Source organism: Streptomyces sp. NPDC021115 (genome assembly GCF_044333065.1).
GTDB lineage: Bacteria > Actinomycetota > Actinomycetes > Streptomycetales > Streptomycetaceae > Streptomyces.
In genome coordinates, this window is record NZ_JBIRQF010000018.1 from 123,770 (window position 1) to 149,959 (window position 26,190).

Here is a 26,190-nt window from a genome sequence, read left to right on the forward strand (position 1 = left end):
ACGGAGCAGTGGCCGACCCGGTCGCGCGGCGCCGGTGAGGTGTTCCGTTCATGAGCCAACCGACAGTCCGCCACCCCCGCAACACGAAGCGTGACCCCACGGCGCCATGCCCACCGCTCCGCTTGATCGTTTACCCAGGTCACCGGAGCGCGCCCGAGCGCGGAGCGGGAGCGAGCGGAGGCGGACGAATGGGCTATGAGCCTCCCGGCGCGGGGCTCAGGGCGCGGGCCAGCCGCGCAGCAGGGCGTCGAGCGCGTCCAGGGTCCGGGACCAGGATTCCGCCGAATCGGGGGCGCTGTGGCTGAACCCGCCCGCCAGTTCCAGGCTGACGTAGCCGTGGAAGACGCTGCCGAGCAGCCGGACCGCATGCGTCTGGTCCGGCTCCGTCAGGTCGTAGCCGCGCAGGATCGCCCGCGTCATCTGCGAGTGCCGGCCACCGGCGCTGGCGGCCGCCGCCTCCGGGTCGAGCCGGAACTGGGCCGCGGCGTAGCGGCCGGGGTGCTCGCGCGCGTAGTCGCGGTAGACGTTGGCGAAGGCGACCAGGGCGTCCTTCCCGGCCCGCCCGGCCAGGGCGTCGGCGGCCCGGTCGGCCAGTTCCTCCAGGGCGAGCAGGGCGATCCGGGTCTTGAGGTCGTTGGAGTTCTTCAGGTGCGAGTACAGGCTCGCGACCTTGACGTCGAACCGCCTGGCCAGCTCCGACACGGTCACCTGGTCGAAGCCGACCTCGTCGGCCAGCTCCGCTCCGGCCCGTGTCAGCCGTTCCGCGGTCAGCCCTGCGTACGCCATGCCCTCCCTCTCCGTCGGCGGAGGTCATTATTCGGTCGCCTAAGACCTTTAGGCAACCCGGTCCCCGGCGCCATATGACGGATCGATGACGTGATCCACCCCGGTGCCTCCGGCCGGTCGCGTGGCTATAGCCTTCCGTCGAACGCGTCCGACATGACAGAGGAGTTCCATGCGACGCACTACGCGTAGACGGTCGAAGACTGCGAGACGGGCGATCGTCGCCACCGCCGCACTGGCCCTGGGGGCGGGCGGCCTGGTGACGGTCAACATGTACGCCTCGGCCGACGCGGGCGACTCGCAGCAGAGTGACACCCGCGGCAGGGCGTTATCCGCCCAGGCATCCACCATCGACTGTCCCGACGTCGGCCAGCGCCTGAGCGCGGTGCCGCAGCGGGCCAGGGCCGAGGTGGACCGGGAGCTCGCCCTGCTGGACAAGCAGGTGGCCGAGGCGTACCAGCGGCTGGCCGGTTCCCAGCGGGCGATCCAGCAGGACGCCAACTTCGCACAGAACGCGATCATGGGGCCGCTGAAGGACAAGCGCACGGCGACCATCGACCGCATCTCGATCGCCATCGGCAGGGTGGCCACCGCCCCGCAGGGCTTGGGCGGGCTCGCCTCCTGCACGCTGAAGGCCTCCGGCAACCAGCCCGGCGGTGGCCAGGGCGGGAACCAGGACGGCAACCAGGGCGGCAACCAAGGCGGCGGTCAGGGCCAGAACGGCAACGGCCCGGTGGCCGCGGACTTCGTGGACATCACCACGGTCCAGCCCAACGTGAGCACACCGCGCCCGGCGCGGAACGCCTCCAAGGGCCTCTTCGCCACCAAGTGCGGCGTCAACGCCAACAAGCTCTACAACACCGACAACGTCATCGTCGCGCCCGGCGTGTCCAACGGGGCGCACCACACCCACGACTACGTCGGCAACCAGGCCAACAACGCCTTCGCGGACAACAACACCTTCGCCCGCGGCCGCACCACCTGCCAGAACCAGGGCGACAAGTCCACCTACTACTGGCCGGTGCTGCGCCTCCAGGACGGCAGTCGCGAGTTCGACGCGGACCGGCAGGGCGGTGGCGCGGAGGGCAACACCGGCCGCATCCTGACCGCCAAGAAGGTCACCCTGGAGTACACGGGCAACGCGCGCGGCAAGGTCGTGGCGATGCCCAGGTTCCTGCGCATCATCACCGGCGACGCCAAGGCGTTCAGCAACGGGACGGCGAACGCCAACGCCTCCTGGAGCTGCACCGGATTCGAGAACCGGCAGCTGAAGGACAAGTACCCGATCTGCCCGCAGGGCAGCGACGTGGTGCGCACGTCGAAGTTCCAGAGCTGCTGGGACGGCAAGAACGCCGACAGCGCCAACCACCGCTCCCATGTGGCGTTCGCGGACGCCTCCGGCGCCTGCCCGAAGGGCTTCGTGGCGATTCCGCAGCTCGTGCAGCGCCTGGTGTACGACGTCGACGCGCCCAGCCTGAAGGACAACGGCAAGACCCGGCCGTTCTTCGCCGTGGACGGCTTCCCCGAGCAGTTGCACAAGCCGGTCACCGACCACGGGGACTTCATCAACGTGTTCGACGAGCGGGTGATGAACGAGATGGTGCGGTGCATCAACACCGGACGTACCTGCCGCTGAGGCGTGTCCCTGCCGGTGGTGACCCCCGCCGGTGGTGACCATGGACACCACCGGCGGGGCGTGTGCGACCGCCCGGCGTGACACCGGGTATGCTTTAAAGCAGTGGATTGATATGTGGTGATGATGACGGCCAGGACACGACAGGACGAGCGGGTCAGCGCGACGCGGGAAGCGCTGCTCACGGCAGCGGAGCGGCTGTTCGCCGAGCACGGGGTGCACGCGGTCGCCAACCGCCAGATCAGCGCGGCCGCGGGGCAGGGCAACAACGCCGCGGTCAACTACCACTTCGGCACCAAGACCGACCTGGTCCGCGCCATCGTCCGGCGGCACGCCGAGCGGATGGAGCGGATCCGCGCGCGGATGCTGGCCGACATCGGCGACTCCACCGAGCTGCGGGACTGGGTGGCCTGCGCGGTCCGCCCGACCACCGAGCACCTGGCCGACCTGGGCCACCCCAGCTGGTACGCGCGGTTCATCGCCCAGGTCACGGCCGACCCCGCGCTCCAGGCGCTCACCACCGAGGAAGCCTTCGCCGCCGCCCCGTCGCTGCACCCGATGCAGGACGGGCTGAACCGCTGCCTGCCCGATCTGCCCTCCGAGGTGTACGCGGAGCGCGGCGCCATGACGCGCCACCTCATCACGCAGATGACCGCCGAGCGGGAGCGCGCGCTCGCCGACGCCGCCCCTACCTCCCGTACGACGTGGCACGACACCGCCACCGGCCTCATCGACGCGATCGTCGCCCTGTGGCAGGCCCCGGTCACCCAGGAGCCGTGACCGGGACCGCTGCCCAGGTGCTTACGCAGCGCCGCGCACCAGCCGGGCGTACGCCTCGGCCAGCGCCGTCGTCACCTTGCCGACGCCGTACCGGTGGCCGTCCACCCCACGCACGGGCTGCACCTCGTAGGCGGTGCCGGTGAGGAACACCTCCTCGGCTTCCGCGAGCGCGTCCGGCTCCAGTGGCCGTTCATGGACCGGGATGCCCAGGTCATGGGCGAGGCCGATGACGGTCTGGCGGGTGATGCCGTTGAGGAAGGTGTCCGGGACGGGGGTGTGCAGCGCGCCGCCGATGACGAGGAAGAGGTTGGCGCCGGTGGCCTCGGCAAGCCACCCCCGGTGGTCGAGCAGCAGGGCGTCGTCGTAACCGGCGGCCTCGGCCTCGTCCCGGGCGAGCGTGCAGATGTTGTACAGCGACGCGGCCTTGGCGTGCACCGGAGCGGTGTCGGGCGGCGGGCGGCGCCAGCGCGAGGTGCCGAGCCGGATGCCCTCCTCCTTGGTGGCGTCCCCGAAGAGCCGCGGCCACTCCCAGGTGGCGATGGCGACGTGGACACGGTTGCCCGTACTGGAGACGCTGAGCTGCTCACCGCCCCGCCACGCCACGGGCCGGACGTAGCCGTCCGCGATGCCCTCCCTGCGCACGAGTTCCCGGCCGGCCTCGGCGAGTTCGGGCACGCCGAAGGGGATGGCGAAGCCCAGGGCTCGCGCCGAGGTGTGCAGACGCTCGGTGTGTTCGGTGAGCTTGAAGATGGCGCCGTCGTAGACGCGCATCCCCTCGAAGACGCCACCGCCGTAGTGCAGTCCGTGGGAGAGGACGTGCAGCTTCGCGTCGCGCCAGGGCACGAAGGCGCCGTCGTACCAGATGACGCCGTCACGGTCGTCGAAGGGGAGGGAGGTCATCGTTCACTGCCTTCCGGGGCGTACTCGATGCGGATGGCGGTCTCCAGCGCGCGGTGGAACTCCTCGGCCTCGGCGGTGGTGGCGTGCCGGGACAGGACGAACGCCGGGTATCCGGTGAAGTCCGGGTAGGGCCGCACCACATCGCCGGGGAAGAGCATCTGCACGATGTGGTCGACCCGGGGGTCCTCGCGCAGCCCGTCCAGGCCGTGGATGGCGGTGATCCGGCCCGAACCGCCGCACGGCACGATGTAGTTGGCCGCCGCGCCCGCGGCGGCGGGCGCCGGGTCGCCGCCGAAGGACCGCGGCGGCTGCCCGGTGGCGATGCGCAGCGCGTCCGCGGCGAAGTCCCGCCCGGTGACGTTCCGGGCGATGTAGCCGGAGACCCCGGAACCGCCGATGCGGGCCCCCAGCTCCAGCAGATACGGCCGCTCGCCACCGCGCAGCCGCAGCTCGGTGTGGGTGGGGCCGTCGGTGATGCCGAGCGCGGTGTGCGCGGCGGTGACCTCGTGGCGGATGGCGTCCGCCACCGCCTCGGGCAGGACGGCCGGCGCGCGGTAGACGCTCTCCTCGAAGTAGGGGCCCTCGGGTTCACCCTTGTAGCCGATGGCGCACACCGTCACCTCGCCGCGGTGGGCGAGGGATTCCACGGCGAACTCGGGCCCGTCGAGATACTCCTCCACGATCAGGCCCGCGGTCCGGTCCCCGGCTCGTCCCAGTGTGCCGCGGCAGATCTCCGCCACCTCCTCGACCACGGCCTTCAGCTCCTCCGGGCGCTCCGCCTTGGTGACGCCGAGGCTGGAGAAGCCGTGCGCGGGCTTGACCACGACGGGGAAGTCCAGATGCGCGGCGTCCTCCCAGGCGGCGGGGTCCTTCAGACCGACGAAGCGGGGCACGTTGAGCCCCGCCGCGGCCAGCCGCTCCCGCATCACCCGCTTGTCCTGCGCGCCGAGCGCCGCGTCCCGCCCGATGCCGGGCAGCCCGAGGAGTTCGGCGGCCTCCGCGACGAACGGCACGGCCGGGTCGTACAGGGTGCAGATGCCCTGGAACGGGGCGCTCTCCTGCCGTTCCCGCAGCGTGGACAGGGCCCCCGCGCGGTCCCCTTCGATGTCCAGGCGCAGCACCTCGGCCACGGCCGGGGGCAGCCGGTCTTCGGACACGGTCTCGTCGGGGCGGGGGACCAGGACGATACGTATCCCCGCGCGCTCGGCGCTGTCGAAGACCCAGGGCAGCGTCGTCCGCTGGTACACCAGGACGACGCTGGGCGCTTGTGTGCTCACGATGTTCCTCGCATCCGTGGTACTCCGGCCGGTTCGCCGGTGTCGTCGGTCGTGCCGGACCCGGTGTCCGGGGGCGGCACCCGGCGGGGGCCGCCCACCGTCAGCCACACCCCGGCCGAGCAGGCGACGATCAGGACGAGCACGAGCGGTCCCGGTGGGCCCGCCCAGCCCAGCGCCCATTCACCGAGCCGGATCAGGAACGGCACCACCAGGGCCACGGCGGAGGTGTACAGCGGGCCCTTGCGCAGGATCAGTTCGTGCGAGATGAGGAAGACCGGGGCGGTGAGCCCCGCGCCGAGCAGCGCCACCCCGCCCCAGTCGGCCACGGTCACCCCGCCCAGCGGTACGAAGAGGGCGGTCGTCAGCCCCAGCATGACGGCGCCCGCTCCCGTGATGGCGGGCAGCGCCGCCAGCGGTGAGATGTCCGCCATGCGCTGCCGGTAGACATAGCCGTAGAGGGCGTACGTGAACGTGCCGCCCAGCGCCAGCAGCACACCGGCCAGCAGCGTGGCCCCGGCCACCTCCGCCGCGCCACTCGACCCGTCCGCCACCGCGTAACCGCACGCCGCGGCCACCGCGAGAAGCGTGCCGCACACCTTGCGGAGCGTCCCGCGCTCACCGAAGGCCACGATGCCGATGACGAACGTCACGCACGGCAGCAGCGAGACGATCAGGCCCACTCGGGAGGCGCCGATCCGGCCGATGCCGAGCAACGTACCGGAGTAGTACGCGAAGAACCCGAGGAACGCCAGCAGCAGAAACCCGCCCGGGCGGCCGAACCCCTTCCGGACGTCCGGCCAGCTGCGCGGGCGGAGCGCGGCGATCACGGAAATGGCCAGAAAGCTCGCCGCCGTGCGGCCGCTCGCCACGGCGAGGGCGGGAACACCGTCGACCAGACGGGCGGACATCAGCCATCCCGCGGCGAGCAGCAGCACCATGAGCACCGACAGCGCGGGCACCACCAGCGCGCCGCCGTGCCGCCGCGGGACCGGTGCGACGGTCACCACTGCGCGAGCGCGAACGTCAGCGGTGGCAGCCGGTCCAGGCTCTGCCGGGCGCGCAGCAGCACCCGCTGGTCGTCGGTGAACCGGTAGCGCTGCTTGGCCTCCCCGGCGGGCAGATAGTCGCGCACCAGCGCCTTGGCTGCGGCCCGGTACTCGTCGTCGGTGGTGACCTCGGCCTCCAGCTTCTCGACCGTGGTGATGTAGTCCCGCAGCGCGCCCAGGGCGGCGTCCCGGTCCAGGCGCAGCAGCCCGCCGTCCGCCACGGAACCGGTGAGTGCGCCGCGCTCCCGCAGCCATGAGTAGAGGAAGACACCGGTCCCGGAGTCGAAGTTGCGGGTCGCGTCGGTGGCCTGGGGGTAGCGGAAGACACGTTCCAGCAAGATCATGGCGATCTGCTCCTCGGCGTAGGGAACCCCGCCGTCGGCGCAGGCCAGGACGGTCTTCGCGTCCACCTTGATCTCTTCGAGCAGGCCGACGAACCAGTTCATCTTGAGCGCGATGTGTTCGTCGAACGGCCACAGACCCTGGAAGTGCATGGAGTCGTGGAGATAGCCCCAGATGGCGCGGGCCTCGTAACACACGTCCGGGGCGAGCCCCGTGGAGGCACGGGGCACCGACTCCGGGGTGAGCACGGCCGCGGCGCCGGGGAGGGCGTAGGTCTCGTGGATGGCGCGCATCTTGTTGAAGAAGAACATGGCGTACGACTGATCGGTGATCTTGTCGTGCGCTGCCACGTTCTCCGGGAAGACCACCAGGCAGTTGCCGCGCGCGAAGCCCTCGCTGCCCGCGGTGAGGATCAGGGACTGGCAGTTGTTCTTCGGGTGCGGGTAGGTGACGGCCAGCTCGGGCAGCGCCTCGGGCTCCTTGCGCAGCGCGTAGAAGCAGTCCAGCCGCTTGCCGACGGGCGGTGCGCTGTTGGTGGTCTGGAGCGGCGCCAGGAAGAACACCATGTCGCCGTCCTCGGGCGGGCGCAGCGCGTCCCGGGAGCGGGCGAAGTGCGGCGGGCTGTCCAGCCCGGCGTCCAGCCATCCGGCGACGTCGGCGTCCAGCGCGTCGGCCTGGTGGGCCATCCCGTTGCGCCGGTACCAGGCGCACGCCTCGTCCCTGATCCCGGCGAGCAGCGCGCGGTCGTCCGCGGTGGGCGCGGTGACCGTGCCGTCGTCGGCCTGGCGGACCCGGAAGCGGTTGACCTTCGGGATGAGCGAATCGGTGAGTATCCGGGCTTCGGCCAGGTACTTCGGGGCTATGGGTGCTCGAGAGGTCACAGCGCCACCGCTCCCGCCGTCAGGGGCTCTTCGGCCCCGGCGTCCACGGTGAGGACCTGGTGGACGGTGAAGACCATGGGGACCGGGCCGAAGTCGCGGAGGACACGCAGTCCGTGCCGCTCGGCGGCCACGATCGTGGTGATGCAGCCCTCGACCTTGCCCGCGGCGCAGTCGATGGCGGCCTGGGAGTTGCTGAGCACCTCGTGGACCTCGGCCGAGTCGGGGACGAGCCCCCGGGGGGCCGGATGCGAGGCGACGGTGGCGGGGTGCGGCGTCCCCGCGGAGGCGAGCACCATGTTGTGCGTCGGCATGATGAAGCTGTCGACCATCCGTAAGCGGTGGAGATTGCCGAACACCAGGGTGTGCAGGGCCGGGTAGACCGCGCAGGCGGTCAGGGCGTGCTGCCCGTCGGCCGGGACGGCTTCCAGCGCCGATTCGATGGAGGAATGCAGATGAACCGTTCCCTCGACACCGCGTCTGCGGAGCCATTCGTGTGACGCGGCCTCCAAGTTGGTCCCGTGCGGACCGAGTGTGTGCAGATTACGGACACGGTCCGACCCGGCATGGAAATGCCGCATGATCCCCCCATGTTCAAGTTCTGGTGGTTCCCGATCAGCTTCGACGGGGCTCCGTGGAAGCTGAGAGGATATAAACAGGAGTAAACGGCAACAAACAAGGGTCTTCTGTAAAACATTCCATATGGCGAGATCCGAAGCCTGTTCGATGGCGCTATTCGGCCAACTGGTCCGCGCTGAAGCGGAATAGCGCACTCCGCGCCCTCTCCGTCCTCCCGCTCCGAGCGGCCGTTGTCAGTGGGTGGCCGTAGGTTCATTCGTGCCGCGCCGACATGGCGAGCGGCAGTCCCTGAACCACCCCTGCCCGCAAAGGAGATGACGCGTTGTCAGACTGGGAGAGGTCGAGCACGGCGCGGGTGATCCCGCCCGCGCGGCCGCGCAAGCTCGCCAAGGTCCCGTTCGTCGAGCTGGCCGACGGACGCCTCCAGGGCGTGGTGTCCAGCGGCTCGGACATCGGGCGGGTCTACGTCTCGTCGGTCGCGGCCACCACGTACGCGTTCGCCTGCAGCACCAACAACAACCGGCCCTGCGGCGGTGCGCGTGGCTCGTACTGCAAGCACATCATGGCCCTGATCAGCGAGGCGGTGCTCCAGTACGGCGCCGAGCGGGTCGGCCGCTATCTGCGGGTCGAGTCCGCGGACGGGGAGCCCACTGCGCTGTCCCTCTCCGCCGACATGGCCGCCACCTCGCCCGCGCAGGCGGACGCGCAGGCCGCCGCGTCGGTCTTCAGCCGGTTCCTGCGCCATCTCACCTACCTGGAACTCGCCCCGGTCACCGCGCCGTTGCCGGAGATGCAGTGGTTCCCGTCGACCAGGGCGGTGGCGTGATGCGCGCCGATCTGCTCGCCGAGCCCATCGCCGACCTCGACGAGGCCCTGACCGCCGTCGACGCCTTCGACCGGGTGCTCGTCGCCGGTCTGCTGCGCCCCCAGCCCGGGCAGGCCACCGGTCTGACGGAGCTGGCCCGGGCCGTGGCGGGCACGCCGCTGGCCGCCAGGGCCGCCGAGGCGGCCGAGAAGGCGGCGGCCGGAGCCGCGGGTGAGGACCACTTCGTCGCCCTCGCCGCCGCCCGCACCGCGCTGCTCGGTTCCGTCCACGACGCGCTGATGGCCCGGATCGAGGAGGCGACCGGCCGGCCGCGCGGCGAGGAGACCGCCACCCCACCGGCGCCGGACGGGCCCGAAGCGGTGAACCTGCTCGCCGCCGCCCGCTCCTGGCTGGCCGACCTGGCGCGCGCCGGATGGCAGGGCATCGACCACGACGTGGTCTCCGGGGCGGCGCGGATCGTCTCCGCGATGCTCACGGACCCGGCGTTGCGCCGCCCGGCGACGCTCCTCGACGGCTTCGCCGCCGAACTCGCCGCGTCCTGCCCGGGCGCCGCCCTGGACCGCGTACCGGCGCGCCGCTGGGCCGACCTGTGGGCGCGGGCGCTGCTGCTGATCCTGCCCGGCGGGGCCGCCGCACCGGGGACCGTCGCGGCCACCGGCCGTCTGCTGCCGCTCGGCGTCGATGTGCAGGAACACGCGACCGCGGCACAGGCCCAGGTCCACGCGGTGTTCGAGCCCGCCGACGGCGGCACATCCCGCCTGGTGCGGGCCAGCGTGTCGGTCCCCAAGCCCGATACGGTCGTCGGCGTCGGCATCTGGCAGCTGCTGCGGCCGCACATGTCGCTCCTGGCCGCCGTCAGCGAGGGACGCGCGATGGACCTCACCGACATGCCGCTCACCGCCGAGGGCGACCTGCTCTGGAGCGACGAGCACGCGCGTCAGGGCGAGCCCGCCGACCCCTTCGCCACCGCCCGCGTCGCCCTGCCCACCGCCGCCGACGCGCCCACCGCGCCCCTGGACCGGCATCCGGCACGCATCGCCGTCCCCGTCTTCCTGGAGGGGTACACCTCCAAGAAGGCCGACGGCGCGCTGACGTTCACCGTCGCCGGGCACCCGCTCGCCGTCGACACCGACCGCGTTCCGGTCGCCGGTCCGCTCACCCCCGAGGCCGTCACGGGGTCGAGCGCCTGCATCGGGCTGCTCCGCTGGGACGCCGGGGCGTACCGCGTCCAGCCCCTGGCCGTCGAGAAGACCGTGCGGAAGAAGGCCGTCGTCCTGCACGCCGGGGGATGGGCCGGGGGTACGGACGACAAGGCCGGGGTCAAGGCCGAGAAGGCCGCCACCGACGCCGTTGCCGCGCTGCGGGAGCGGGCAGGGAGGCTGCTGCGGAAATGACGGAACACACCACCTCGGAGACGAACGAGGACCCCACCCCGCACCCGGCCCACGACAACCGCCGTCAGGTCCTGTACTGGCGGCTGCTCGCCCGCCTCTTCGGCCCCGAGGAGCAGGCCACCCTGGAGTCGGCGAGCCTCGCCGTCGTGGAGGACGTCGGGCTGCCGTCCGCCCTGCTGGACCCGGGGGCGTCCGTCGACTCGGTCGTGCAGCGCCACCCGGAGCTGGCCGAGGAGTTCGACGGTCTGATGACGCCCGAACCCGATGCCGACGCCGCCGACGGGGCGCGCGACCGGGCCGCCGAAGTACGGCGCGCCGCGCTGGCCTCCAAGGTCCTGCTCAACGTCTTCGCCCGGGGCTCCGGCACGGTCACCGCGGGACAGCTGGCGCGCTGGCAGTCCGACGCGGGCTGGCTGGAGCGCGCCCTCGGCTGCAAGCCCGGCGAGCTGCGCGGGGGCCGCTCCGGCGGGAAGCCCGCCATCGGGGCGGCCGGGCCGGGCGTCAGCCCCACTGGCACCGGCGGCCCGGGCATCACGCCCGACCTCAGCAGGCTGATCCCGGAGATCGGCCCGGAGCTGGGCGCCCTGGAGGCCGACCTCGTCAAGCGGATGCGGCTGCGCGAGGTGCTGGCCGACCCCGCGCTCGCCGCGCAGCTGACCCCGAGCATGTCGCTCATCGAGCAGCTGCTGCGGGACAAGGACAACCTCTCTGGCGTGGCCCTCGCCAACGCCAAGGCCCTGATCCGCCGCTTCGTCGACGAGGTCGCCGAAGTGCTGCGCACCCAGGTCGAGAAGGCCACGGTCGGCGCCCTGGACCGCTCCGTCCCGCCCAAGCGGGTGTTCCGCAACCTCGACCTCGACCGCACGATCTGGAAGAACCTCACCAACTGGAGCCCGGAGGAGGAGCGGCTGTACGTCGACCGCCTCTACTACCGGCACACCGCCCGCAAGACGACGCCGCAGCGGCTGATCGTCGTCGTGGACCAGTCGGGCTCGATGGTCGACTCGATGGTGAACTGCACCATCCTGGCGTCCATCTTCGCCGGGCTCCCCAAGGTGGACGTCCACCTTATCGCGTACGACACCCAGGCGCTCGACCTGACGCCCTGGGTGCGCGACCCCTTCGAAACCCTGCTGCGCACCAACCTCGGGGGCGGCACCGACGGCACGGTCGCCATGGCCCTGGCCCAGCCGAAGATCGCCGAACCGCGCAACACGGTCGTGGTGTGGATCTCCGACTTCTTCGAATGGCAGAGCGAGCCGCTGTTCGAGAGCATGGCCGCCATCCACCGCTCGGGAGCCAAGTTCATCCCGGTCGGCTCGGTGACCAGCTCCGGACGCGGCAGCGTCAACCCGTGGTTCCGGGAGCGCTTCAAGGATCTCGGTGCGCCGGTGCTCTCCGGCCACATACGCAAGCTCGTCCACGAGCTGAAGACGTTCCTCGGCTAGTTCCCGCTTGCGTTTCCCGCTTACTTTCCTGTTCAGAAAGGCCCTGTGATGTCCGACCTGTTGCGCGCCCCCGCCGAGATCAAGTACGCCGAGGAGCTGGACTGGCTGGAGTCCGTCGACGACGGCCCCAAGCCCTTCTCCTGGCGCCTGTCCCCGAAGATGATCCGCCTGTTCATCCTGGGCTCCGAGCGCTCCGACGGCCTGGACCGGGAGATCGCCCAGAAGTGGTTCGGCGACCGCAGCTTCGTGGAGCGCTCCATCGTCACGCTGGCCTCCGACCGCGGGCTGCTGCTCATCGGCGACCCCGGCACCGGGAAGAGCTGGCTGGCCGAGCTGCTGTCCGCCGCCATCTCCCGCAACTCCACGCTGGTCGTGCAGGGCACGGCCGGTACCACCGAGGACCACATCAAGTACTCCTGGAACGTGTCCATGGTGATCGCCAAGGGCCAGTCCAGGGAGTCGATGATCCCCTCGCCGATCATGACCGCCATGGAGACCGGCGCGATCGGCCGCTTCGAGGAACTCACCCGTTCCACCAGCGACGTCCAGGACGCGCTGATCTCGATCCTGTCCGAGAAGTACATCTCCGTACCCGAGCTGGACAGCGACGGCATCGTCTTCGCCAAGCCCGGCTTCTCGGTCATCGCCACCGCCAACAGCCGCGACCGGGGCGTCAACGACCTGTCCTCGGCGCTCAAGCGCCGCTTCAACTTCGTCCGCATCCCGGTGATGACGAACAAGAAGAGCGAGGCGGAGATCGTCCGCTTCCGCACCGAGGAACTGCTGCGCCGCCACCGGATCGAGCTGGACGTGCCGCCGACACTGCTCGACGTCCTGCTCCAGAGCTTCGCCGATCTGCGCGCCTCGGCCGCCGCGGCGGGCAGCGACGACGAGAAGCTGGAGTCCGCGCTGTCCACCGCCGAGCAGATCGGTGTGCTGGAGGACGCGATCCTGCACAGCAACTTCTTCGGCGCGCGCGCCCTGACCGCCCACACCCTCGCCACCTCGCTCGTCGGATCGCTGGCCCGGCGCGAGCCCGAGGACCTGGCCATCCTCAACAAGTATCTGCACGGAGTCGTGGAGCCGCGCAGCAAGGAGGAGGGCGGCTCCTGGCCGGAGTTCCTCGAGGGCGGCCGCGACGCGATCGCCACCCTGTCATGAGCGGCACCCACCAGCAGACCGGCGGCACCCACCAGGAAACCTTCGAGGCGCTGCGCGGGCAGCTGCGCGAGGCCGCCGCGACGTTCGCCGACGGGCCCGACGCCCTGGAGTCCATCCTGCTCGGCCTCGTCGACGACGTCGACCGCGCGGCGGGCGAGCCACTGGAGATCTTCCCCGTCTGCCACCACTCGCCCGCCTCGGCGCTCGCGATGGCCCGCCGCCTCCGCGAGAAGCAGCCCAAGGTCGTGTACCTGGAGCTGTGCGAGGACATGGCGCCGCTGCTGACCGAACTGCGCAACTGCCGGCTCCCGGTGGCGGTCCAGGCGTTCGCGGCCGCGGTCGACGGCTTCCCGCCCGAGTGGTCCCCGCTGTCGGTGGTCGCACCGGTCACCGAGGCCTCGGCCGAGTACCAGGCGATCGCCTACGCGCTGGACACCCCCGGGGTCGAGCTGGTCCTCGTCGACCGTTCCTCGGACCACGTCTTCCAGTGGGACGCGCGCGGAACGCGCTCCGAGGAGCCCGCCACCGAGGGCGAGCCGGACGCGCCCGCCGCCGAGGAAGAGGCCGCGCTGCACGGCGACGCGGTCGGCGTGGAGATCGGCGACCTGCGGCCGCGCTTCGCGGAACTGGAGGAACACCTGCTGCGCCACGGCAAGGTGCGCCACTGGTCGGAGTGGTGGCACCAGTACGTCGAGCTGCCGCTCGGCGACGGCGACCACGACACCTACCGCCAGGTCATGTTCCTGATCGGCAGCCTCTTCCGCCGCCTCGCGCCCGGCGACGCGCACCGGGTGCGGGTGGACGAGGACCGCGAGCGCTGCATGTGGACCAGGATGCGCGAGCACCTGGCCGCCACCGGCACCGATCCCGCCGACTGCCTCTATGTGTGCGGCGCCTTCCACGCCGCCAGCCGCGTCGAGGAGTTCGGCGTCCACGGCGCCGACACGTATCGGATCAGCCCGCGCACCGCCACCACCTGGCAATACGGACTGATCCCGTCCAGCCACGCGGCGATCGAGGCGCAGTTCGGCCTCGCCGCCGGTTCGGTGTCCATCGCCGCCACGGTCTGGGCGAAGAACGTCAAGCGCACCCGGGTGGAGCCGTACCGCCTGGCCGGGCAGGCGGGCACGCAGAAGACCAGGCCCCGCAAGAACACGGCCGCTCCCGCGCCCGGCGGAGGCGGGCCCCTCGCCCCGGCACCGGCCTCCGACAAGCTGACCGGCTTCCTGCGGCAACCACCCGTTCTGGACCGGCTGGACGAGACCGAGCTGCTCGGCTGGTCGGTGGAGATCGTGCGCGCCGCACGCCGTAACGGCTATCTCGCTTCCACCGCCGACGCCATCGCGGTGTTCGAGACGTCGATCCTGCTGGCCGGGATGCGCGACCGCGCCAAGCCCACCCCGTACGACTTCCAGGACGCGGCCGTCACCTGCATCGAGAAGGACACCGTGCCCGGACGGCGCGATGTCCGCCGCCTCGTGGAGATCATGATGGGCGGCGACCGGATCGGCAAGGTCGGCTACGAAGCGCTGCCACCCCTGGCCCGCGATGTGCACGACCGGCTCGCGCCGCTGAACCTCAAGCTCCAGCAGCGCGGTGTGCAGCGCGCCCTGCTGGACATCGCCTCCCGGCCCGAGCTCCAGCAGTGTTCCGACGTGCTGTGGATCCTGCGCTACCTGATGCCGCACGGCACCGCCCGGCCCATCATGGGCGAGCGGACCCTGGGGGAGCGGCCGATCCAGGAGTCATGGGACGTGGCGCTGGGCACCCATCAGCGTGCGCTCATCGAGCTGGGCTACGAGGGCGTCAGCATCGAACAGGTCCTGGAGCAGCGGCTGCGCCGCACCGCGTACGACCCCCAGGCCACCGCGGCGACCGTCCTCGAAGCCGTCGAGGACGCCACGCTGTACTTGCGCAGCCGCCGCCTCGCCGACGAACTGGGCACCCGTGCCCTGGAGGTGCTGTCGGCCGAACGCAGCGTCGACGGGGCACCGGAGGTGCTGCGCCGGGTGCGGCGGCTGCTGGCGTACTACCGCACCAGCGAGCCGGTTCTGCCGCCGTGGATCGAGTCCTTCGCCACGACCGGATACGCGCACTACTGCACCCTGCTGCCCACGGCGTTCAGCGACGACGACGCCACCGTCCGCCATGTGGCGGCCACACTGGGCTTCCTGTTCAGCATGGAGAGCCTGGCGCTGTCGCTGGGCTGTGACCGCACCCAACTGGAACTGGCCGTCGCCCAGTCGCATCCGAAGGACCCGCCGAAGACGGCGCTGCTGTGGGCGGCACAGCAGCACCTCGGCCACCTCTCGCGCGCGGACCTCCGGGCGAGGTGCGACGAACTGCTGGCCAACCCGATGGTCGTGCCCGCCTATCCGCGCTACCTCAGCGGCTTCGTCCACGCCCTGGAGCCCGTTCCGGGTCTCTCCGACTTCGTCGTGGAGGCGGTGTCGAACGCCTTCGGGCGGCTGCCGGACGCGGTGCTCCTGCCCTGGCTGCCGACCCTGATCACCGCCCTGCGAGCGGACGGCGCCGAACTGGCCCCGCTGCTGATCCGCGAGGCCGGACGGATCTTCCCCGGCCGCCTGGCGGCACTGGACGCATGGGTCCCGCCGTGGCGGGCGCAACCGGAGCCCGGGACCGCCCACCCCGCACCACGCGCGGCCGGCGGCCACCGCGGCGCGCTGCTCGCCGCCCACCCGGCGACCTGCGACGCGGTGGCGAACCTGCTGGGCTGCGACGGCACATGGGCCACCGCGGACTCCCCCCACCCGGCGGGCGCGGCCCTGGCCGCTCGCCACCCGGAGACGGCCACGGCCCTGGAGGCGCTGCTGACCCGGGTCTGATCACCTGGCCCGCCGGATGTCACGCTCCGGCGGGCTGCCTTGTCACACCTCCGGAAGCCTTGGAACGACCCGCTCGACCAGAAGCGCGTCACGGATACGACACGAGGAGAAGCCGCCATGGCCCGGATCTCGCTCACCCCGCCCAACACCCTGCTCAACCGCGTCGGCGCCTGGTATTCCCGGCGCACCTACGGCAAGGTGCTCGATCCCGGTCTGGCCGTCGGCCACAACGGGCGGGTGCTGCTCACCTACGTACGGCAGGAGCGCGGTGCCGCCAAGTGGAACCGGCTCGACCCGGGCCTGAAGCACCTCGCCGTCATGGCCGCGGCGGCCAGGATCAACTGCTCCTGGTGCATGGACTTCGGGCACTGGGAGGCTGGCACCCTCGGACTGCCCATGGACAAGATTTCCAAGGTCCCGCAGTGGCGCGACCACCAGGAGGATTTCACCGATCTTGAGCTGCTCGTCCTCGACTACGCCGAGGCCATGACCGAGACCGAGCCCCGCGTCACCGACGAGCTGGCCGCCGCTCTGATCGAACGGCTGGGCGAGGCCGCGTTCGTCGAACTCACCGCCATGATCGCCCTGGAGAACTACCGCTCGCGCGTGAACAGCGCCTTCGGCCTGACCAGTCAGGGTTTCTCGGACGCCTGCGCGGTACCGTCACGGATGTGATCGACGCGACCGCCTTCGAACAACACCGCCGCATGCTGTTCGGCATCGCCTACCGCATGCTCGGCAGTGTCGCCGACGCCGAGGACGTGGTCCAGGACACCTGGCTGCGCTGCAGCCAGGTGTCCACCGCCGTGGACAACCCGGCCGGCTATCTGACCCGTACGGTCACCAACCTGGCGCTCAACCGGCTCACCTCGGCCGCCGCCACCCGTGAGCAGTACGTCGGGCCCTGGCTGCCCGAACCGCTGGTCACCCAGCCCGACGCCGCCGAGGAGGCGGAGCTGGCCGAGTCCGTCTCACTCGCCATGCTCGTCGTCCTCGAATCCCTCTCCCCACTGGAGCGGGCCGTCTTCGTGCTCAAGGAGGTGTTCCGCTTCTCGTTCAAGGAAATCGCCGGAATGCTGGAGCGGAGCGAGGCATCCGTACGGCAGGTCGGCCATCGCGCCAGGTCACACGTCCAGGCCCGGCGGCCGCGCTACGACACACCGGCCGAGGTGCGGCGACAGGTCACCGATGAGTTCCTGGCCGCCTGTGTCGGCGGCGACCTCAACCGGATGATGGAACTGCTCGCCCCCGATGTGACGGCCTGGAGTGACGGCGGCGGCAAGGTGAAGGCCGCGGTCCGCCCGCAGCGCGGTGCGGACAAGGTCGCCCGTTTCCTCGCCGCCGTCGTCACCCAGCCGATGGACGACCCCCGGGTGCACGCGGTCGACGTGAACGGGCGTCCGGGAGTGCTGCTCACCGTCGCGGGCCGACCGGACACCGTCGCCTGCGTGGAGGTCACCGACGGCCGGATCACGGAGATCCGGATCATCCGCAACCCGGACAAGCTGCGGCACCTCTCGGCGTAGCCGCGAGCGCGACGGACTGAACCTCATCGGTTCTCCTCCGCACGGGCCGGGGCGGGCCCGGGGGCGGAGGGGGCGTTCCAGCTGGCGAGCAGGGCGAGGGCCTCGGCGGAGGGCGAGCCCGCTTCCGCCGTGTAGAGGCAGAGGGTCTGGTCGGGGTCGGCGGGGAAGGCCAGGGTCTCGTGGTGGAGGGTGAGGCTGCCGACGGTGGGGTGGCGGAAGCGCTGGGCACCGTAGACGCACTGGGCGACGCGATGGGTGTCCCACCAGGCGCGGAACTCGGGCACCTTGACGAGGAACTCCCCGACGAGTTCGTTCAGTTGGGAGTCGTCGAGGTGGCGCGCGGAGGCCAGCCGCAGATCGGCGACGACGATCTCGGCGACCTCGTCCCAGTTCCCGTAACGCTCGCGGGCGGCCGGATCGAGGAGTACGAAGCGGGCGAAATTGCGCTCCCGGTACGGCAGCGCGTCGAAGTCGGTGATCAGGGCGCGGGCGAGCCGGTTGGAGCCGATCACGTCCTGGCGGTGGTTGGCGACGAAGGCCGGGGTGACGTCGTTCAGGACGTCGAGCATCCGGTGCACCGCGGGCCGGGCCCGCTCGGCACGGGGCGGGCGGCGGCGCCGTGGGCCCGCGGGGCGGGGGCGGGCGAGGGCGAAGAGGTAGTCGCGCTCGTCGTCGTCCAGCCGCAGGGCGCGGGCGACGGAGGCCAGCACGGTCTCGGAGACGTGCGGGTGACGTCCCTGCTCGAGGCGCGTGTAGTAGTCGGTGCTCACACCGGCGAGGAGCGCGACCTCCTCGCGGCGGAGCCCGGGCACGCGGCGGGCACCGGGGCCCGGCGGCAGCCCGGCGATGTCGGGGGTGAGGCGTGCGCGACGGGAGCGCAGGAAGTCGCCGAGTTCGCTGTTGTGCTCCATCCCTCCAGTATCGAAGGGCTACGTGCGGCCCGCCGGGGGTGAGGGTGGCCCAGCTGGACCCAGGTTCGGCTGAGCCAGACCGGGGGGCGGGTCAGGGGCGTGAGCGTGGCCAGAGTGGAGTGGTCCCCTTCTCGCGCTGATCCTTGTGGAGCGACCCTCACCATGCCTTTCGTCATCTATCTCATCGGGTTCGGAACGTTCGCCCAAGGCACGTCCGAGTTCATGCTCGCGGGACTGCTGCCGTCCATGGCACGCGATCTCGAGGTCTCGCTGTCGCATGCGGGGCTGCTGGTGTCGGCGTTCGCCGTCGGCATGGTGGTGGGCGCGCCACTGCTGACCGTGGCGACGCTGCGGATGCCGCGCCGCGGCCCTCGTCGGCTTCCAGACGGTGTTCATCGCCGGGCACATCGCGGCCGCTCTCGTGCCGCACTTCGGTTTCCAGCTGGTGATGCGCGCGGTCACGGCGATGGCGTACGCCGGGTTCTGGGCCCTGGCATCGGTGGCGGCCGTCTCGGCGGACAAGCGGGGCAAGGCGGTCTCCGTCGTGGTGTCAGGGCTGAGCCTGTCCATGATCGTCGGGGTTCCGGCGGGCACCGTGCTGGCGCAGTACGCCGGGTGGCAGGCGGCGTTCTGGGCGGTGGCGGGGGTGACGGCCCTCTCCGCGATCACGCTGATCGGCGCGCTGCCCGGCGGGCACGACGACACGGCGCCACGCCTGGAGCTCCGTACCGAGCTGCGCTCGCTGAGCGTCCCGCGCCTGTGGGTCGCCTACGCCACGACCGCGCTGACGATCTCCGCGACGATCGCGATCTTCTCCTATCTGGGCGCCTTGCTGGAGGACGTCACGGGCCTGCCCGAGCGCTTCGTACCGGCAGTACTGGGCCTCTACGGGGTGGGTGCGCTGGTGGGCCTGAGCGTGGGCGGGCGCATCGCGGACCGTAGGCCGTTCGCCGTGCTGGTCGCCGGGATGGTCGCGACGGCCGTGATCGCCGTCGCCATCGCACTGACCGCGCCGACCGCCCGGGCGGTGATTCCGCTGTCCATGCTCCTGGCCGCGGGTGGCTTCGCCACCAACCCGGCGGTCAACGCCCGTGTCTTCGGCATCCTCGGCCACACCCGCACGCTGGGCGGCGCGCTCAACATCGCCGCCTTCAACGTCGGCATCGCCGTCGCCCCGTATGTCTCCGGCCTGGTCATCGACCACGGCCCCGGCCTGGCGGCCATCGGATACGTCGGAGCCGCCTTCGCCCTCGGCGCCCTCGCGACGGCGCTGCGGGACGGGGCACTCACCGCGCGGGCCGGATCCGAGGGCGTTGCCGAGGACCGTGCCGAGGCCGGTTCCGGTCAGCGGCCGTCGGCCGCCCGCGCGCCCGCCGACCACTGAAAACACCCGAACCCCCGGAACCACCCGCCCCCGACGACAGGAGCATCCCCATGAAGGCGATCGTGACCCGCCACTTCGGCACACCAGCGCGGATGGCCGTGGAGGAGCGGCCGAAGCCCGTGCGCGGCCCCGGCCAGGCGCTGGTCGGCATGCGGGCGGCGACGATCAGCCCGTACACGGCCACGGTGCGCTCCGGCGCCTTCGGCCCCGGCTACGCCACCGCCCCGCTCGTCCTCGGCAGCGAGGGCGCGGGCGTCGTCGAGGAGGGCGAGCGGTTCGCGCCGGGCACCAGGGTGGCCGTCTACGGCGGTGGCGAGCTGGGCACGGCCGCCGATGGCCTGTTCCAGCAGTGGGTGGCCGTCGACGAGGACCGGCTGCTCGCCCTGCCCGACACCCTCGACTGGGCCGAGGGCTCGGCGCTCACCGTCAACTACCTCACCGCCTACCTCGCCCTCACCGACGTCGCGCACGTCGAGCCCGGCCGGACCGTGCTGATCTCCGGCGCCACCGGATCGGTCGGCCACGCCGCGATCCAGACGGCCTCGGCCTTGGGAGCGCGTCCGATCGCGCTGGTGTCGTCCCCGGAGAAGGCGCGGCGGGCCGAGCAGGCGGGCGCGTGGGCGGTGGCCGACCTGTCCACCCGGGATCTCGGCGCCGCGGTCGCGGAACTCACCGGGGGCCGGGGAGCCGACCTGGCGCTCGACCCCGTCGGCGGATCCCTCCTGGGCGAGCTGCTGCACGTCCTGCGCCGTCACGGCACGCTCGTCTCGCTCGGCTTCGTCGGTGGCATGCGGGCCGAGGCGGACGTGATGGACCTGATCGGCGGCGAGAAGTACGTCACCGGCTACTCCCTCTTCTCCCACGCCACCGAGGACATCGCCCATGCCCTGCGCGGTATCGGAGAGCTGGCCGCCGCCGGCAAGCTCCGGCCCGTCATCGACAGCCGGGTCCCGCTGGACGATTTCGAGGACGGCTACGCCCGCCTCGCCTCACGCCGGGCGATCGGCTCCGTCGTCGTCGAGCTGTGACGACGACGGAGCGGGCGGACCGTGCCGGGGGCTTCAGTCGATGAGGTCGAGGGCGGCGGTGACCACGCTGTCGCCGTCGATGCCGTGGTAGCGGTAGACGTCGTCCAGGGCGCCGCACTGGCCGAAGCGGGTCACGCCGAGCGTGGTGACGGGCACCTGGTGCACGGTGGCGAGGAAGGCCAGCGTGTGCGGGTGGCCGTCCAGCACGGTGACCAGCGGGGTGGCGCGGTCGGCGGGGAAGACGCGGTCGAGGATCCAGTCCGGGTCCTCCGCCAGCCCGCGCCGGGCCTGGAGGGCGCGGAACAGCAGGTCCGGGCTGGTCACACACACCACGTCGGCGCCGTGGCCGAGGGCGTCGAGCCGTTCGGCGGCGGCCAGGGCCTCGGGGACCAGGGCGCCCATGGCCGCGATGGTCACCACCGGCTCGGCGTGGCGCCGCAGCCGGTACGCGCCCGCGACCACCTGGCGCCGCCGCCGTTCGCGCGCGGCGGGGTCGGTGGGCACGGCGGCCAGGGACTGGTCCACCGGGCGGGTGGACAGCCGCAGATACGCCGAACTCCCTTGCGGGCGGCCGAGGTTTCCCAGGGCGGAGAGCAGACACCATTCGGTGTCGAGGGCGAAGGCGGGCTCGTACGACACACATCCCGGCTGCTCGATGCCGAGCGAAGGGGTGGTGATCGACTGGTGTGCGCCGCCCTCCGGGGCGAGCGTGACCCCGGACGGGGTGCCCACCAGGATGGACTGGCCGCCCGCGTACATGCCGAAGGACCACGGCTCCAGCGCCCGGTTGACGAACGGGTCGTACACCACGCCGATGGGCAGCAGCGGCTGCCCCCAGCGACTCCAGGTGGCGCCCAGCTCGCCCAGCAGACCGACCAGGTTGGTCTCGGCGATGCCCAGCTCCACATGCTGGCCGGTCGGCTTCTCCCGCCAGTGGAGGATGGTCTCGGCGTCGTCGGCGAACCAGTCGGTGCCCTCGGTGGCCGACCACACGCCGACCTTGTTGAGCCAGCCGCCCAGGTTGGTGGTCGAGCTGACGTCCGGGCTGACGGTGACGATCCGGCCCGCCGCCTCCGGCGCCCGGCGGGTGAGGTCCAGCAGGGCCCGCCCGAGCGCCTGCTGGGTGTGGCCGGTCCCGGTGGGCGCAGGGCGGCCGAGGTCGGCCGGAACGGCGGGCGGCGCTTGCGGCCCGCGCTCGGGGCGGCGCAGCCGGTGTGCGGCGGCCGCGCACAGGGACGCCTCCGCCGAGCCGTCGGGGAAGAGGGCCCAGGGGCGGTCCAGGTCCGCCCCCAGCCGCTCGGCCAGCGGGCGCATCTGGCCGGCGGTCAGCAGCGAGGAGTGGTTCTGCGGATGGCCTTCGGTGGGCAGCCCGTGGCCCTTGACCGTGTACGCGAAGATGACGGTCGGCCGGGTGTCGTCGATGGCGTCGTACGCCTCCAGGAGGGCGCCGAGGTCGTGCCCGCCCAGGTTGCGCAGCGCGGCCAGCAGCGTGGCGTCGTCCAGTTGCGCGATGAGCCCGGCGATGGGACCGGCGGTGGAGCCGGTGCCGGGCAGCCGCTCGCGCAGCTGCCCCGCGGTGCAGCGCAGCAGCCGCTGGTATTCGGGGTTGCCCATGGCGTCGATGCGGGTGCGCAGGGCTTCTCCGCCGGGCCGGGCGAACAGCTCGTCCAGCAGATGCCCGTACTTGAGCGTGAGCACCTGCCAGCCCGCGGCCGTGAACATACCCTGGAGACGTCCGGCGGCGATGCCGGGCACCACGCGGTCAAGCGACTGCCGGTTGAGGTCGACGATCCACGTCACCTCGCCGAGCGACGACACCACCGGGTCCTGGACCGCTTCCCAGATCGCCCCCTCGTCCAGCTCTGCGTCACCGAGCAGGGAGTACTGCCGCCCGGTCCCTGCGCCGCCGAAACGGCCCTCCACATAGCGCCGGGCGACCGCGCCCCACAGGGGAGCGGTGGCGCCGATGCCGACCGAGCCGGTGGAGTAGTCGACCCGGTCGGGGTCCTTGGACCGGCTGGGGTAGCTCTGGAGGCCGCCGAACGCGCGAAGCGTCGTCAGGTACGACTCGTCCAGCTCGCCGAGCAGGTAGTTGATGGCGTGCAGCACCGGCGAGGCGTGGGGCTTGACCGACACCCGGTCCTCGGCGGTCAGCGTGTGGAACCACAGCGCCGTCATGATCGTGCTCATCGACGCGCTGGACGCCTGGTGGCCGCCGACCTTCAGCCCCGTGGGGTTCGGCCGCACCCGGTTGGCGTGGTCGATGATGGCCGTGGACAGCCATAGCACCCGGCGTTCGACCGCTTCCAGCGTGCCGAGCGGCGCGGGGTGTTCCCTCCCGGCCGGGTCCCTGCCCGGGGCACCCGAGAAGGTCGCGTCCATGACCACATTGACCACCTCCACTGCCTGGACCTCGCGTCCAGGAATGCTGTGTGATGCGAGAAGTAGACAGAGCCCTCACCTTCTGCGCAACATGTCGCCTTCCGACTGGGCAATCTGCCCAGTGTCGCGGGAGACGGGACGCCCTCGACTGGCCAACGTGCCCAATCGCCGGGCACTCGACGCCACCACCGACGTACGCGGCCCTGGTCCGTGGCGGACCGCGTTGCGATTCGATTGACGAGTCAGTCGGTACGGATGATTCAGCCCGCGCGCCGCAGGGAAGTTCGCGATTTCACCTCGTCCCGACCATTGCGGGTTTCGCAACACGCCCCTAGGGTCGGCCGCATGCTGCACACCGCGGACGCGACGCGTCAGCGAGTGCGTGAGGTGCTGCGCGGATACCCGGGCAGTCAGCGCGCCTTCGCCGACGCCATGGGGCTGGACCCCACCAAGCTGTCCAAGTCGCTGACCGGGACCCGGCGGTTCACCCCCGCCGAGCTGACCAGGATCGCCGAGATCGGCAACGTCACGGTGAACTGGCTGATCAACGGCAGCGACGAGGCGGACACGGTGTCCGCCGTCCCGCGGCGCAGCGCGCGGCGCCCCGTACGCGGCGGGGACACCGGCCGGTACCGGCAGATCCTCGACGCGGCCTGGCGCCTCATCGCCGAGCGCGGCTACCACGCGGTGCGGGTGTCGGACGTCGCGGAGGCGTGCGGGACGAGTGCCGCCACGATCCACTACTACTTCCCGGGCCGCGACGGCCTGCTCACCGAAGCGCTGCGCCATTCCGTACAGCAGGCGTTCGACCGCCAGGTCGCCGGGCTGCACGGCATCGAGGACGCGCATCAGCGGCTGCTGCGCCTGGTCGAGCTGCAACTGCCCACCCCCGGCGCGTTGCAGAGGGAGTGGTCGATCTGGTTGCAGGTGTGGAACGAGACCGCGCTGCGCCCCGAACTGCGGGCGCTGCACACCGATTCGTACGCCCGCTACCACGAGACCGTCGCGCGCACGATCGCCGAAGGGCAGGCCCAGGGCGTGTTCACCGACACCGATCCCGAGGAGCAGGCGGTGTCCCTGACGGCCCTGATCGACGGCCTGGGCGTCCAGGTGCTCACCGGCCGCCCGGGGCGGACCGTCGAGCGGATGCGGCGGATTCTCTACGACTTCGTGCAACGCGAGATCGTCCGGAGCTGAACGAACCCCGAGAGCAGGACCGCGCAACACCGTCAGAACAGGAGCCGGGCATGGCCGATGACGACGACAGGGCCGAGGAGAACCGGGGCCGGGTGGTCACGCCCTACGAGGGCACCGGCCATCGCACCTGGGACGACACCGCCGACATCCCCGCACCGCTGTCGTTGCACCACACCACGGTCAGCCCGGCCTGGGTGGACTACAACGGCCACATGAGCGAGTCCTGCTACCTGCTGGTCTTCGGGGACAACGCGGACGCGTTCTTCCGCTACATCGGCATCGACGAGCGCTACCGGGCCGGGGGCCACTCGCTCTACACGGTGGAAACGCATCTGCACAACCGCCGCGAGGTGGCCGAGGGCGAGCCGATCCGGCTGTCCCTCCGCGTACTGGACCACGACACCAAACGTGTGCACATCTTCCACGACATGCACCACGGCACCACCGGCACGCTGCTCGCCACGGCCGAACAGATGTTGACGCACGTCGACATGGAGCAGGGGCGGTCGTGCCCGATGCCGGAGGCCCTGCTCCAGCGGCTGGCCGCGATCCAGCAGGCGCACGCCGCCCTGCCCCGACCGGCGGTCGTGGGCCGCCCGATGGGGATCCGCCGCCGCGCCTGAAGCCCCGTGCCGTCGCCTGAAGCCCCCGCCGCGCCTCAAGCCCCTTGCCACGCCGTCCTGAGGAGCCGCCATGGATTTCGAACTCACCGACGAGCAGCGCATGATCGTGGAAACGGTGCGCAGGTTCGTCACGACCGAGCTGGAACCGCACGAGGACGAGGTCGAGCGGCTGGACGAGGTCCCGCCCGCCCTGGCCGAACGGATCCGCCGCAAGGCCCTCGACGCCGGGCTCTACGCGGCCAACATGCCCGAAGAACTCGGTGGCGGCGGCCTGGACGCCACCAGCATGACCCTCGTCGAGCGAGAGCTGGGCCGCACCGGCTACGCCCTCCAGATGCTCGTCGCCCGGCCGAGCAACATCCTCCAGGCATGCCAAGGCGAGCAACGCGAGCGCTATCTGCTCCCGGCCATCCGCGGCGAACGCCATGACTGCCTGGCCATGACCGAACCCGGCGCCGGATCCGACGTACGGTCGATGACCACGCGCGCGGTGCCGGACGGCGGCGACTACGTCATCAACGGCACCAAACACTTCATCAGCCACGCCGACACGGCCGACTTCGTGATCCTGTTCGCCACCACCGGCCCCGTTGACGCCGTGCAGGAATCCGGGCGCGGGCGGAAGAACCCGATCACCGCGTTCCTGGTGGACCTGGACACCCCGGGCCTCACCGTCACCCGTGGCTCGGCGTGCGTATCGCACCGCGGCTACCACCAGTGCGAGCTGTCGTTCACCGACTGCCGGATCCCCGCGGGCCAGCGCCTCGGCGACGAGGGGCGCGGCTTCGACCTGATGGGGGAGTGGCTGGGCGCCAGTCGGCTCAGCGTCGCCGCCACCAGCGTCGGCCGTGCCCGGCGCGTACTGGACCTCGCCACCGGATGGGCCGCCGAACGCAGCCAGTTCGGGCAGACGATCGGCCGGTTCCAGGGCGTCGGCTTCCCGCTGGCTGACATGGCCACCGAACTGGACGCCGCGGAACTGCTGACCCTGCGGGCGGCGTGGAAGCTCGACCAGGGCACCATGACCGACCGGGACGCGGCGATGGCGAAGCTGTACGCCTCCGAAACGCTCGGCCGGATCACCGACCGGGCGGTGCAGATCTTCGGCGGCATGGGGCTGATGGCGGAACTGCCGGTCGAACGCTTCTGGCGGGACGCCCGCGTGGAGCGCATCTGGGACGGCACCAGCGAGATCCAGCGCCACATCATCTCCCGGTCCCTGCTGCGCCCCCTCGGATCGTGAGGA

22 protein-coding genes are annotated in these 26,190 nt (G+C 71.7%); 14 read left to right on the forward strand and 8 right to left on the reverse strand.

Going from position 1 to position 26,190, the window contains the following annotated elements; genetic code table 11:
- Positions 1-216 precede the first annotated feature (216 nt).
- On the reverse strand, positions 217-786 hold the full coding sequence (locus tag ACH4TL_RS36430) for a TetR/AcrR family transcriptional regulator (protein ID WP_398326712.1): 570 nt from the start codon (positions 784-786) through the stop codon (positions 217-219).
- Positions 787-955: 169 nt separating this feature from the next.
- On the opposite strand from ACH4TL_RS36430, the gene ACH4TL_RS36435 reads away from it, so the two are divergent.
- Both ACH4TL_RS36435 and ACH4TL_RS36440 read left to right on the forward strand, forming a co-directional pair.
- A complete protein-coding gene (locus ACH4TL_RS36435) occupies positions 956-2,419 on the forward strand; it encodes a DUF1996 domain-containing protein (protein ID WP_398326715.1) in 1,464 nt (487 codons plus the stop codon).
- A gap of 123 nt (positions 2,420-2,542) precedes the next feature.
- The gene (locus ACH4TL_RS36440) at positions 2,543-3,196 is read left to right on the forward strand and encodes a TetR/AcrR family transcriptional regulator (protein ID WP_398326874.1); all 654 of its coding nucleotides are present in this window, start codon (positions 2,543-2,545) and stop codon (positions 3,194-3,196) included.
- Positions 3,197-3,217: 21 nt separating this feature from the next.
- On the opposite strand, the gene ACH4TL_RS36445 is transcribed toward ACH4TL_RS36440, so the two are convergent.
- The 5 genes from ACH4TL_RS36445 to ACH4TL_RS36465 are packed head-to-tail and all read right to left on the reverse strand — an operon-like array spanning position 3,218 to position 8,220.
- The gene (locus ACH4TL_RS36445; RefSeq protein WP_398326718.1) at positions 3,218-4,096 is read right to left on the reverse strand and encodes a branched-chain amino acid aminotransferase; all 879 of its coding nucleotides are present in this window, start codon (positions 4,094-4,096) and stop codon (positions 3,218-3,220) included.
- Positions 4,093-5,373, reverse strand: coding sequence for an ATP-grasp domain-containing protein (locus tag ACH4TL_RS36450; RefSeq protein WP_398326721.1), 1,281 nt, complete (start codon positions 5,371-5,373; stop codon positions 4,093-4,095). The genes ACH4TL_RS36445 and ACH4TL_RS36450 overlap by 4 nt, the downstream gene beginning before the upstream one ends.
- Positions 5,370-6,377, reverse strand: coding sequence for a DMT family transporter (locus ACH4TL_RS36455; RefSeq protein ID WP_398326724.1), 1,008 nt, complete (start codon positions 6,375-6,377; stop codon positions 5,370-5,372). The genes ACH4TL_RS36450 and ACH4TL_RS36455 overlap by 4 nt, the downstream gene beginning before the upstream one ends.
- Entirely contained in the window at positions 6,374-7,642 is a 1,269-nt protein-coding gene (locus ACH4TL_RS36460; RefSeq protein ID WP_398326727.1) for a DUF6421 family protein, read from the reverse strand. The genes ACH4TL_RS36455 and ACH4TL_RS36460 overlap by 4 nt, the downstream gene beginning before the upstream one ends.
- Positions 7,639-8,220, reverse strand: a complete 582-nt coding sequence (locus tag ACH4TL_RS36465) for a bacilysin biosynthesis protein BacA (protein WP_398326730.1) — start codon at positions 8,218-8,220, stop codon at positions 7,639-7,641. Before ACH4TL_RS36465 ends, ACH4TL_RS36460 begins: the two co-directional genes overlap by 4 nt.
- A 320-nt stretch (positions 8,221-8,540) precedes the next feature.
- Between ACH4TL_RS36465 and ACH4TL_RS36470 the strand changes: the two genes are divergently transcribed.
- The 7 genes from ACH4TL_RS36470 (at position 8,541) to ACH4TL_RS36500 (ending at position 17,419) form a co-directional block, all read left to right on the forward strand.
- Positions 8,541-9,044, forward strand: a complete 504-nt coding sequence (locus tag ACH4TL_RS36470) for a hypothetical protein (RefSeq protein WP_398326733.1) — start codon at positions 8,541-8,543, stop codon at positions 9,042-9,044.
- Complete coding sequence (locus ACH4TL_RS36475) at positions 9,014-10,438, forward strand: hypothetical protein (RefSeq protein ID WP_398326736.1); 1,425 nt, start codon at positions 9,014-9,016, stop codon at positions 10,436-10,438. Before ACH4TL_RS36470 ends, ACH4TL_RS36475 begins: the two co-directional genes overlap by 31 nt.
- Complete coding sequence (locus ACH4TL_RS36480; protein ID WP_398326739.1) at positions 10,435-11,886, forward strand: VWA domain-containing protein; 1,452 nt, start codon at positions 10,435-10,437, stop codon at positions 11,884-11,886. The genes ACH4TL_RS36475 and ACH4TL_RS36480 overlap by 4 nt, the downstream gene beginning before the upstream one ends.
- A gap of 48 nt (positions 11,887-11,934) precedes the next feature.
- Positions 11,935-13,047, forward strand: coding sequence for an AAA family ATPase (locus tag ACH4TL_RS36485; RefSeq protein WP_398326742.1), 1,113 nt, complete (start codon positions 11,935-11,937; stop codon positions 13,045-13,047).
- Positions 13,044-15,893: a hypothetical protein gene (locus ACH4TL_RS36490; RefSeq protein ID WP_398326745.1), complete on the forward strand. Its 2,850-nt coding sequence runs from the start codon at positions 13,044-13,046 to the stop codon at positions 15,891-15,893. Before ACH4TL_RS36485 ends, ACH4TL_RS36490 begins: the two co-directional genes overlap by 4 nt.
- 117 nt (positions 15,894-16,010) lie before the next feature.
- Positions 16,011-16,568, forward strand: coding sequence for a carboxymuconolactone decarboxylase family protein (locus ACH4TL_RS36495; protein WP_398326748.1), 558 nt, complete (start codon positions 16,011-16,013; stop codon positions 16,566-16,568).
- Entirely contained in the window at positions 16,565-17,419 is an 855-nt protein-coding gene (locus ACH4TL_RS36500) for an RNA polymerase sigma-70 factor (protein WP_398326751.1), read from the forward strand. The genes ACH4TL_RS36495 and ACH4TL_RS36500 overlap by 4 nt, the downstream gene beginning before the upstream one ends.
- Before the next feature lie 23 nt (positions 17,420-17,442).
- On the opposite strand, the gene ACH4TL_RS36505 is transcribed toward ACH4TL_RS36500, so the two are convergent.
- Positions 17,443-18,330 (reverse strand): helix-turn-helix transcriptional regulator, encoded by an 888-nt coding sequence (locus tag ACH4TL_RS36505; protein WP_398326754.1) that lies wholly within the window; start codon positions 18,328-18,330, stop codon positions 17,443-17,445.
- A gap of 388 nt (positions 18,331-18,718) precedes the next feature.
- Between ACH4TL_RS36505 and ACH4TL_RS36510 the strand changes: the two genes are divergently transcribed.
- Entirely contained in the window at positions 18,719-19,714 is a 996-nt protein-coding gene (locus ACH4TL_RS36510) for an MFS transporter (RefSeq protein ID WP_398326756.1), read from the forward strand.
- Between the two features lie 50 nt (positions 19,715-19,764).
- On the forward strand, positions 19,765-20,742 hold the full coding sequence (locus ACH4TL_RS36515; protein WP_398326759.1) for a zinc-binding alcohol dehydrogenase family protein: 978 nt from the start codon (positions 19,765-19,767) through the stop codon (positions 20,740-20,742).
- Between the two features lie 33 nt (positions 20,743-20,775).
- Here ACH4TL_RS36515 and ACH4TL_RS36520 read toward each other — a convergent pair whose 3' ends face one another.
- On the reverse strand, positions 20,776-23,130 hold the full coding sequence (locus ACH4TL_RS36520) for a transketolase-like TK C-terminal-containing protein (protein ID WP_398326877.1): 2,355 nt from the start codon (positions 23,128-23,130) through the stop codon (positions 20,776-20,778).
- A gap of 339 nt (positions 23,131-23,469) precedes the next feature.
- Between ACH4TL_RS36520 and ACH4TL_RS36525 the strand changes: the two genes are divergently transcribed.
- From ACH4TL_RS36525 to ACH4TL_RS36535, 3 genes are all read left to right on the forward strand, one after another.
- Positions 23,470-24,321 (forward strand): TetR family transcriptional regulator C-terminal domain-containing protein, encoded by an 852-nt coding sequence (locus ACH4TL_RS36525; protein WP_398326762.1) that lies wholly within the window; start codon positions 23,470-23,472, stop codon positions 24,319-24,321.
- Between the two features lie 50 nt (positions 24,322-24,371).
- A complete protein-coding gene (locus ACH4TL_RS36530) occupies positions 24,372-24,944 on the forward strand; it encodes a thioesterase family protein (protein ID WP_398326765.1) in 573 nt (190 codons plus the stop codon).
- A 70-nt stretch (positions 24,945-25,014) separates the two neighbouring features.
- Complete coding sequence (locus ACH4TL_RS36535) at positions 25,015-26,187, forward strand: acyl-CoA dehydrogenase family protein (protein WP_398326768.1); 1,173 nt, start codon at positions 25,015-25,017, stop codon at positions 26,185-26,187.
- Positions 26,188-26,190 lie beyond the last annotated feature (3 nt).

Bases quoted from the DNA above. Each gene is read 5' to 3' on its own strand.
- ACH4TL_RS36480 (WP_398326739.1), top strand. From the start codon at position 10,435: ATGACGGAACACACCACCTCGGAGACGAACGAGGACCCCACCCCGCAC.
- ACH4TL_RS36530 (WP_398326765.1), top strand. From the start codon at position 24,372: ATGGCCGATGACGACGACAGGGCCGAGGAGAACCGGGGCCGGGTGGTC.
- ACH4TL_RS36465 (WP_398326730.1), bottom strand. From the start codon at position 8,220: ATGCGGCATTTCCATGCCGGGTCGGACCGTGTCCGTAATCTGCACACA.
- ACH4TL_RS36485 (WP_398326742.1), top strand. From the start codon at position 11,935: ATGTCCGACCTGTTGCGCGCCCCCGCCGAGATCAAGTACGCCGAGGAG.
- ACH4TL_RS36430 (WP_398326712.1), bottom strand. From the start codon at position 786: ATGGCGTACGCAGGGCTGACCGCGGAACGGCTGACACGGGCCGGAGCG.
- ACH4TL_RS36525 (WP_398326762.1), top strand. From the start codon at position 23,470: ATGCTGCACACCGCGGACGCGACGCGTCAGCGAGTGCGTGAGGTGCTG.
- ACH4TL_RS36515 (WP_398326759.1), top strand. From the start codon at position 19,765: ATGAAGGCGATCGTGACCCGCCACTTCGGCACACCAGCGCGGATGGCC.
- ACH4TL_RS36445 (WP_398326718.1), bottom strand. From the start codon at position 4,096: ATGACCTCCCTCCCCTTCGACGACCGTGACGGCGTCATCTGGTACGAC.
- ACH4TL_RS36490 (WP_398326745.1), top strand. From the start codon at position 13,044: ATGAGCGGCACCCACCAGCAGACCGGCGGCACCCACCAGGAAACCTTC.
- ACH4TL_RS36435 (WP_398326715.1), top strand. From the start codon at position 956: ATGCGACGCACTACGCGTAGACGGTCGAAGACTGCGAGACGGGCGATC.
- ACH4TL_RS36495 (WP_398326748.1), top strand. From the start codon at position 16,011: ATGGCCCGGATCTCGCTCACCCCGCCCAACACCCTGCTCAACCGCGTC.
- ACH4TL_RS36535 (WP_398326768.1), top strand. From the start codon at position 25,015: ATGGATTTCGAACTCACCGACGAGCAGCGCATGATCGTGGAAACGGTG.
- ACH4TL_RS36440 (WP_398326874.1), top strand. From the start codon at position 2,543: ATGACGGCCAGGACACGACAGGACGAGCGGGTCAGCGCGACGCGGGAA.
- ACH4TL_RS36505 (WP_398326754.1), bottom strand. From the start codon at position 18,330: ATGGAGCACAACAGCGAACTCGGCGACTTCCTGCGCTCCCGTCGCGCA.